This window comes from Methanobrevibacter sp., from assembly GCF_017940815.1.
Taxonomy (GTDB): Archaea; Methanobacteriota; Methanobacteria; order Methanobacteriales; family Methanobacteriaceae; genus Methanocatella.
Genome location: NZ_JAGAXX010000069.1, coordinates 1 through 9,498, shown reverse-complemented (window position 1 = coordinate 9,498; position 9,498 = coordinate 1). Strand labels below are relative to the sequence as shown.

The window sequence follows — 9,498 nt, the reverse complement described above, 5'->3', positions numbered from 1 at the left end:
ACTTATTTAAGTAATTTACTATTTTTTAATTGTTTATTTTGAAATTAAAGAAAAATTAGAACGAATTTTCATCGAAGTGAAATTTCAAGTGTAAAAAAATAAAATTTGAAAGAAGCCTATGAAATTTTACAGACTCCTTTTTTTATAATTTTCATTGAAAACTTTAAATACTAACACTTGCATATACAAGAGTATAATTGCATATGCAAGAGAGGTAGATTATGGAAAAGAATTCTAATATTGAAATGATTACAGGAGACCCTAAAAAGGCAATAAACAAATTGTCAATCCCAATTATAGCAAGTATGTTTTTGATTTTTGCAAACAATATCATTGACAGTATTTGGGTTGCAGGACTTGGTGCAGAACCACTGGCAGCACTTGGATACATCACACCATTATTCATGGTGCTTATCGGAATAGGAAACGGAATCGGAGCAGGCGGTAACTCACTGATTTCACGTTACATTGGAGCGGAAGACACAAAATCTGCAAACAATGCGGCAATACACAACCTTATTTTAGGAGTTATACTCTCAATTGTCGTGTCAATAATCTTGCTAACATTTTTAGAGCCTTTGCTCAACATCATGGGGGCAAGCAGCGTATTGAATTATGCAATGGAATATGGAGTCATCATATTCTCATTTTCATTTGCAATGCTTCTTCCACCAATATTTGGAGGAGCATTCAGGGCTGAAGGGGACGTCAAAAGGGCAACTGTGCCAATTGCAATAACAGCAATAATCAACATGTGCATAGACCCTATTTTCATTTACACATTAGGACTCGGAGTTGCAGGAGCCGCATGGGCAACCGTTTTGGCACACATTCTTTCCATAATAGCAATGCTTTATTGGATGTTAATCAAAAAGGACACATACCTTAAATACGGAAGGGAATATTTCCACAATAACCTGAGCATGTACAAGGACATTTTGGTTGTGGGTATTCCGGCAAGCCTAGAGCAATTAATCTTATCCGCTTTAACAATTGTTGTCAATTTCATGCTTACACTCGTTTCAGGACCTGTCGCAGTTGCCGTATATACTGCAGGATGGAGAATCATCAACCTTGGAATGCTTCCGGCAATAGGAGTCGGAACCGCATCAATTTCAGTTGCAGGAGTGGCATTTGGAGCCCGCAAATATGAAAACCTAAGAGTCACAGCAAGATACGCAGTTAAAGTGGCATTGATAGCTTCAATCATTGTATGTATCATTTTAAACATATTTGCAAATCAAATCGCATTCGTATTCTCATACTCCGAAAGCAGCGCACAACTCGAGCCTTTAATAGCTAGTTTCATCCAATTGATGTGCTTATTTATTTTATATGTTCCATTCGGGGCAAGTGCTGGAAATGTCTTCCAAGGAGTTGGAAAAGGAACAATATCATTTGTCTTAACAGCATTCAGGGAATTCGTTCTCGTGCTAATATTTGCATATGTTTTGGGATTCGTATTCCACATGGGAGAAACAGGAATCTATTACGGAATGCTTTTAGGTGGAGGAATCGGATCACTTATCTGTTACGCATGCATTGAGCTTTACATCAACAAGTTAATTAGGAGTAGGGACAATGCAGTTTGATGAAAACATCCCTACAGTCCCCTTTGTCTCAATCCTTTACAGGGAACATGCAAAATACCTGAATGAAAGGGTGAAAGAGGAAAACCTAAGCTTTGGACTTTACCCCCTATTGATTAAAATATACAATAACGAGGGAATAATCCAGGAGCAGTTGGCACAGAACTTTCATCTGAACGAAAGCACAATAGCCAGAAACCTTAAAAAGCTTGAGGACAAGGGATTCATTGAAAGGATTCCTGAAAAAAGAACAAAAGTGATCATGATAACTGAAAAGGGCAAAAAAACCGCTCAAAAGGTAATGGACCTTGATGAAAATTGGGACGACAAAATCAAAGAAATCATTGGGATTGAAGATTATAATAAATTTTTAGACACACTTAGAAAAATTTCAGAGGAAATAGTATGAACGAAACAATCGAAAACCTAAAAACAAGAAGAAGCATCAGAAAATTCAAGGACGAACAAATCTCAGATGAAGAGCTAAAAACAATATTAGAAGCGGGAACATACGCTCCAACAGGAAGAGGCGCACAATCTCCAAAAATTGTTGTAATCCAAAATCAAGACACAATAAATGAACTGTCCGCATGGAACAGGAGCTTTTTCCCAGTCCCTATGCCGGACGACATGGACCCATTCTATGGCGGAAAAACATTGTTAATAGTTTTAGCAGACAGTGAAATGCCAACCTGGAAAGAGGATGGTGCAAGCGTATTGGCAGTTCTCGTAAATGCCGCTCACGCTGTAGGTGTCGGATCATGCTGGATTCACAGGGCATACGATGAATTCTCAAGCGAGAAAGGAAAAGAGCTTCTGAAAGAATGGGGAATTCCTGAAAGATATGAGGGAATCGGCCATGTGGTATTAGGATATCCCGACATGGAAGCTCCAGAACCATTGCCTAGAAAAGAGGATTACATCCATTACGTAGACTAAAAGAGATGAGCAACACACTCATCTAAATTTTTTTATTTTGTGAAATTTTCCTAGAAAACCCTTTTTTTGCATATCTTTATTAAATATTAAATATAATATTAAAATTATAATGAAAATTTATCATTATTTTTATTTTTACAACCGAGGTGAATAATTTGCAAGGTTTATTAAAAGATTGGAGAAGAACTCACTACGCTAGTGAATGTAATCCTGAAATAGCAGGAGAAGACATCACTATCATGGGTTGGGTGCATGAAATCCGTGATTTCGGTGGAATCATGTTTGTTATCATCCGTGATGTGACCGGCAGAGTTCAAATAACCGCTCCAAGTAAAAAAGTAGAAGAAAACATAATGGAAGAATTAAGAGCATTCAGAAAAGAGTCCGTTGTAGCAATCAAAGGTTTAGTACAAGAAGCAGGAAAAGCACCAAACGGTGTTGAAATCATCCCTAAAGAAATTAAAATGTTAAACTTAGCTAACCAACCCTTACCAATGGATCCAACAGAAAAAGTTAAAGCAGGAATTGACACAAGATTAGATTCAAGATTCTTAGACATCAGGAAAGAAAACGTTTCTGCAATTTTCAAAATCAAAGGACAAATGTTCCATACCATAAGAGACTTTTTCTACAACAATGGATTTTATGAAATTAACACTCCTAAACTCGTAGCATCCGCTACCGAAGGAGGAACAGAATTATTCCCAATTACTTACTTTGAAAAAGAAGCATTCTTAGGCCAATCCCCACAATTATACAAACAAATGATGATGGCTTCCGGAATGGATAAAGTATTTGAAATTGGTCAAATTTTCAGAGCAGAAGAGCACGATACCTTAAGACACTTGAACGAAGCTGTTTCCATCGATGCAGAAGCTTCATTTGCAGATGACGAAGACGTAATGAAAATCTTAAACGACATGATCATCCAAGTGTTAAAAGACGTTAACGAAAACTGCGCAAACGAATTAGAAATCTTAGGACATGAATTAGAAGTTCCAACCGGAGATTTCCCTGTTGTAACTTATGATGAAGCAGTTGACATCGTAAACTCAAAAGACGTATCAATGGAATGGGGAGAAGACTTATCCCGTGAAGCAGAAAAAGCTTTAGGAGACACCATGGGAGGATTCTACTTCTTAACCAGATGGCCTTCTGAAATCAAACCGTTCTATGTAATGCCTGTTGACGGTGAAGAACAATACTCTCACGCATTCGATTTAATGTACAACAACTTAGAATTGTCTTCCGGTGCTACTCGTGTACACCAATACGATCTCTTAGTAAAACAAATCGAGGAAAGAGGATTAAACCCTGCTGGATTCGGAAGCTACTTGAAAGCATTCGAATACGGTATGCCACCACATGCTGGTTGGGGTGTAGGTGCTGACAGATTAACTATGGTACTTACAGGATCCGAAAACATCCGTGAATGTGTACTCTTCCCAAGGGACAGACACAGATTAACTCCTTAGATACCTATGGAAGAATATGAAATAGCTGTTATTGGTGGAGGACCCGCAGGAATCATGGCTGCAATAGCGGCCAGTCAAAATTCCTCCAGCGTAATATTACTTGAAAAAAACCCAAGTTTAGGGCGCAAGTTGCTCATAACCGGTGGTGGAAGATGTAATATTACCAATTCCAAACCAATTAAAAAGCTATTGAATTCATATTCACAGAAAAACTTTTTAAAACACTCTTTTTACTCATTGACAAATGAGGACCTACTGTCACTTTTTGATTTGGAATTCATCACAGAAGAGGACAACCGTGTCTTTCCAAAAAGCGGAAAGTCAAGTGATATCTTGGAAGGTTTAAGTGAACACCTGAAAGATGTCAGTATAAGTTATAACTTCGAGGTTACAAGTATCAGTGATGACTTTGTCATAAATGATAAGTTAAAAGCTGAAAAGATTATCATCACCACCGGAGGAATTACCTATCCTCAGACAGGTTGCGACATTAAAAACTATTCACTGACCTCACAGCCGTTAACTGACATAAAATACGGATTGGTTCCGCTAATCACCAAAAAGGACTTGTCTGACATTGCCGGCGTGACACTATATGATGTTGTTATAAGTTATAAGAAAAGCAAGGTCACAGGAAACGTCTTGTTTTCACATGTCGGACTTACAGGGCCGGGAATCATAAACCTGAGCAATGAGATATCAGAAGGTATAAGTTATAACTTATTAGAAAATGAACCTGAAATAGACCTTGAGATAGCCATCGACTTATGTCCTGAACTTAGTCGTGATGACCTGGCAAGCAAATTCAACAAGGATTTCCAGGCTAAGGGAAAAACAATGATTAAGAATTATTTAAAACTATTTTTAACCAATAGCTTCATTGAATACTTCCTGAAAGAAACAAAGATTGAACCGGAAACCCAACTGTCCAGAATAAACAAGAAAAGCAAAAACAGGTTAATCGAAAAACTAAAACATTTTGCCTTTGAAATAACAGGCTTCAATGACAAGCTCTCGAAGGTGACAATCGGCGGTGTTGACCTTAAAAATATCAATCCGAAAACTATGGAATCAAAATTGACTCCTAACCTATATTTTGCAGGGGAGACCCTTGACTTGCATGGGCCAACTGGAGGATACAATCTGAAAATTGCATTTTCTACAGGATTTCTGGCAGGATTGTCAGCCAGTGAAAAATAATTTTGTCACCAACAAAATATTTAACATATATATAATTCAAAAATTATAATATGACAGACAAAATGTTCATGGGTGCATCAACTAAGCAAGGTTTGGATATCGCCAACAAAAGTAGGGAGATTATCCGTGGCCTTATTGGAGATGATGTCAAAGACTTAGAACCTATAGAAAGAGACATCGTTGAAAGGATTGTTCACTCAACTGCAGATCCTGAATATGCAAAATTAGTTAAAATTAGTTCTGATTTTGTAGATGCAGCTATGGCTTCCCTTAAAAACAATGAAACTATTTTAACCGACATCAATATGGTTAAATATGGTATCACAAGATATGAAGGGGAAGTTGAGTGTTACATTAAAAACGAGGAAGTAGTTAAAATCGCAAAAGAAAACCAAATCACAAGAGCGGCTGCTGCGATGAGATATGCTGCAGCTAACGATTTTGAAGGTATTGTCGTTTCAGGTAATGCTCCAACTGCTGTTTTTGAAGCAATGGATTTATATCAAAAAGGTGAAATGAATCTTAAGGCTATCGTAGGAGTTCCTGTTGGTTTTGTGGGAGCGGCAGATTCAAAAGAAGCGCTTCACAATTCAGACATTCCAAATATCATTGTGGAAGGACCAAAAGGCGGAACACCAATAGCTGTTGCTTGTGTAAATTCATTAATACAACATTTATAGTGTGATAAAATGTATTCAGAAGAATTATTCAATGAATCAAAAAAATATTTCCCTGGTGGAGTAAACTCTCCAGTTAGGGCTTTTAAACCTTATCCATTTTTCGTTAAAAGCGCTGGAGGATCTAAGCTTACTGACGCAGATGGTAAAACCTACATCGACCATTGTCTAGCTTATGGTCCTTTAATCCTGGGACATGCTAACCCAAAAGTGGTAAGAGAAGTTTCAAACCAATTGACTATTGGTACCGCATACGGTACACCTACCGAAAATGAAATAACCCTTGCAAAGGAAGTTATTGACAGAATTCCATCTGCTGAGATGGTGAGATTTTGTAACAGTGGTACTGAAGCCACAATGAGTGCAATAAGACTTGCAAGAGGTTTTACAGGTAGAGACAAAATAGTCAAATTCGAAGGAGCTTACCATGGAGCACATGATTATGTACTTGTAAAGGGAGGTTCTGGTGCAGCTACATTACCTGATTCACCAGGTATCCCAGAAGACACCACCAAAAATACATTATCAGTTCCATTCAATGACGAAGAAGCGCTTACTGAATTGATTGAAAAAGAAGGCGAAAACATTGCTTGTATTATTATGGAAGTAGTCATGGGCAATGTGGGATGTATCGAGCCAAAACCAGGATTTTTAGAATTCATTAGAAAAATAACTGAAGAGTATGGTATTGTATTAATCTTTGATGAAGTGATTACCGGTTTTAGAGCTTCACGCGGTGGAGCACAAGAGTATTACGGAGTCACTCCAGACCTAACCACCCTCGGTAAGATTGTTGGTGGAGGACTTCCAATGGGAGCATTCTGCGGTAAAAAAGAAATCATGGAATTGATAGCCCCACAAGGCCCTGTTTATCAGGCAGGAACATTCTCAGGAAATCCCGTTTCCGTTCAGGCAGGTATTTCAACCTTAACCCAATTGGATGATGCTTTCTATAAGGAATTGGAAAGAAAAGGAAACTACCTAAGAGGAAACATTCAATCCATAATTGATGATGAAGAGTACAATATCCAACCGGTAGGACTTGCTTCAATGTTTCAAATTTATTTCAATCCTGCACCAGTCTACAATTATGCTGATGCACAAGAATCTGACAGGAAACAGTTCCTCAGATACTTTAAAAGCTTATTAAAACAAGGCGTGTTCATTCCGCCTTCACAATTTGAATGTAATTTTATATCAAATGCTCATAGTATGGAAGACATTCAAAAGACTTCCAACGCTATTGAACTAGCTTTAAGAGAAGCATTTAGAAAAAGAAGAAGGTAATACAATGGAAATTGATTTGAAAGAAGTCGCATCATATGCGATTATTCTTATAATTGTATTGATTGCTGCTCAACATTTGAATGTTGTTGTTTCAGGAAGTATGGAACCTGCATTTTACAGAGGAGACATTGTTCTAGTTGAAAAGGCAGATTTCCTTGGAATTCACGAATTCGACCCGAATACCGTGGAAGTTGGAGACGTTGTTGTCTATGATGCGGCATGGTATGACCAACCGGTTATTCACAGGGTCATAAATATTACAAATATTAACGGAACTACGATGTATGTTATAAAAGGGGACAATAACAATCGTCCGGATCCTTATTATGTAACTTCAGACCAAATTAGAGAAAAAGTAGTTACATTAGGAGACAATCTAGTCGTCATTCCAAAAGTTGGTTATCTTTCCCTCTGGTTAAGAGGATTATAATTATTATTAAGGTGAGTTAATGTATTTTGAAATCGAAAAACAAGCTATTGATGCCATCAATAAGGCATTAGATCAATATGATGTAGAAGTTGACAGAAATTTCAAGTTGGAATTTCCTCCTAATCCTAACTTAGGTGACCTTGCAAGTACCATTGCATTCGCACTTACTAAAAAATTAAGGACTTCACCTCCTGAAGTTGCAAAGGAATTGGTTGAAAAGATTGAAGTTCCAGAAATTTTCTCCAAAGTTCAAAACTTCGGACCTTACGTTAATTTCTTCATCGACTACAACAAATTCTCAAAATTATTATTGGAAAAAGTTGACGAAAACTACGGTCAGCTTCCTGCATACGATGAAAAAATCGTATTGGAACACACTTCAGCTAACCCTAACGGTCCACTCCATATCGGACACATCAGAAACTCCATTTTCGGAGATTCCCTTGCAAGACTTTTAAAATTAGCTGGAAGAGACGTCATAACCCAATACTATGTAAACGATATGGGAAGACAAATCGCAATTATCGTTTGCGGCATAACCGAACTCGGTTTAAATATCGACGATTATGAAGGAGAAAAACTAGACCATAAGATTGGTAAGTTATACTTCGATGCAAACAAGGCCGTTGAAGAAGATGAGGCATTAAATGCTAAAGTGGATGAATTAATCCAAAAATACGAAGAAGGCGAAGACGAAGAGCTAAACAAAGTCTTTGAGGATGTCGTTTCAAAATGTATTTCAGGAATGAAGGAATCACTCTTGAGAATGAACATCAAACATGACGACTTCGTATGGGAAGGCCAGTTTGTAAGAAGCGGAGAAGTTGATGACCTTGTAACCTACATCCAAAGAGAAGGATTCACAAGGGAAGATGATGTTTTATACATTGACCTTACTGACTTCAACATAGAAAAAGAGTTTGTATTGAGAAGATCAAACGGAACATCACTCTATTCCACACGTGACTTGGCTTACCACAAGTACAAAGCTACCTTAGGAGACACCGTTCTTGACATCTTAGGTTCAGACCACAAGTTGGCTGCTAAACAAATCAAGGTTATTTTCGAAGAAATCTTCAGACAAGAAGCTCCTGAAGTGATCTTTTATGAATTCATTACACTTCCTGAAGGTTCAATGTCAACCAGAAGAGGTAAATTCGTGTCTGTTGATGAATTGATTGATGAAGCGGTTTCAAGAGCACATGACGAAATCAAATCAAGAAACCCTGACTTAAACGAAGAGGAAATTGCGCCTATGGCTGAAGACATAGGTGTTGGAGCTGTAAGATTCTTCATTGCAAAATTATCCCCTGAAAAACACTTGACATTCAAGTGGGATGAGGCATTAAGCTTTGAAAGAGGTTGTGCATCTATCCAATACGCTCACGCAAGAGCATGCAAGTTACTTGCAAAATCAGGAAAAGATGTTAGCGCATTATCCGTTAGTGACGACTGGATACCTGATGAGGCTGAACAAGACCTAATCAGACAAATCGCTAAATTCCCACAAGTTGTTGAAGACTGTGCAAACAAGCAAAGAGTCCACAACATCACCCAATACTGTCAAGATTTAGCAGGTTCATTCAACAAATTCTACAAAACAGAACAAGTAATCGGTTCTGACGTTGAAGACACCAGATTAATTTTAGTTGACAGGGCTAAAACAACCATTAAAAACGCTTTAGACATTTTAGGTGTTGCTGCACCTGAAAAAATGTAGATGAGTAAATTTAACTCATCTTTAACTTCTTTTTTTTAAATATAGTTAGTTACCAAACTTTTATTATAGATGGCTGACAAATAATAAATTATGTCAGGAAAATCTACAATTGATGTTTTAAATAAAGTTAAAAAAACAGCTCTGGATGAAGAAATTGCAAAGTATGTGGCTTACCATAGGT

General features: G+C 37.5%; 9 protein-coding genes. All 9 read left to right on the top strand.

From position 1 onward, the window contains the following. Positions 1-221 precede the first annotated feature (221 nt). Positions 222-1,592, top strand: coding sequence for an MATE family efflux transporter (locus ILA26_RS08375; RefSeq protein ID WP_292896265.1), 1,371 nt, complete (start codon positions 222-224; stop codon positions 1,590-1,592). Continuing rightward, a complete protein-coding gene (locus ILA26_RS08370) occupies positions 1,582-1,998 on the top strand; it encodes a MarR family transcriptional regulator (RefSeq protein WP_292896263.1) in 417 nt (138 codons plus the stop codon). The genes ILA26_RS08375 and ILA26_RS08370 overlap by 11 nt, the downstream gene beginning before the upstream one ends. Beyond that, the gene (locus tag ILA26_RS08365) at positions 1,995-2,528 is read left to right on the top strand and encodes a nitroreductase (RefSeq protein ID WP_292896261.1); all 534 of its coding nucleotides are present in this window, start codon (positions 1,995-1,997) and stop codon (positions 2,526-2,528) included. Before ILA26_RS08370 ends, ILA26_RS08365 begins: the two co-directional genes overlap by 4 nt. A 155-nt stretch (positions 2,529-2,683) precedes the next feature. Beyond that, entirely contained in the window at positions 2,684-4,003 is a 1,320-nt protein-coding gene (gene aspS / locus ILA26_RS08360; protein ID WP_292896259.1) for an aspartate--tRNA(Asn) ligase, read from the top strand. A 6-nt stretch (positions 4,004-4,009) separates the two neighbouring features. Beyond that, positions 4,010-5,203, top strand: coding sequence for an aminoacetone oxidase family FAD-binding enzyme (locus ILA26_RS08355; RefSeq protein ID WP_292896257.1), 1,194 nt, complete (start codon positions 4,010-4,012; stop codon positions 5,201-5,203). A 50-nt stretch (positions 5,204-5,253) separates the two neighbouring features. Then, complete coding sequence (locus ILA26_RS08350) at positions 5,254-5,883, top strand: cobalt-precorrin-8 methylmutase (RefSeq protein ID WP_292896255.1); 630 nt, start codon at positions 5,254-5,256, stop codon at positions 5,881-5,883. A 9-nt stretch (positions 5,884-5,892) separates the two neighbouring features. Beyond that, complete coding sequence (gene hemL / locus ILA26_RS08345) at positions 5,893-7,167, top strand: glutamate-1-semialdehyde 2,1-aminomutase (protein WP_292896253.1); 1,275 nt, start codon at positions 5,893-5,895, stop codon at positions 7,165-7,167. A 4-nt stretch (positions 7,168-7,171) separates the two neighbouring features. Beyond that, the gene (locus ILA26_RS08340; protein WP_292896251.1) at positions 7,172-7,597 is read left to right on the top strand and encodes a signal peptidase I; all 426 of its coding nucleotides are present in this window, start codon (positions 7,172-7,174) and stop codon (positions 7,595-7,597) included. A gap of 19 nt (positions 7,598-7,616) precedes the next feature. After that, positions 7,617-9,317, top strand: a complete 1,701-nt coding sequence (argS, locus tag ILA26_RS08335; RefSeq protein WP_292896249.1) for an arginine--tRNA ligase — start codon at positions 7,617-7,619, stop codon at positions 9,315-9,317. The last annotated feature ends 181 nt before the right edge of the window (positions 9,318-9,498 follow it).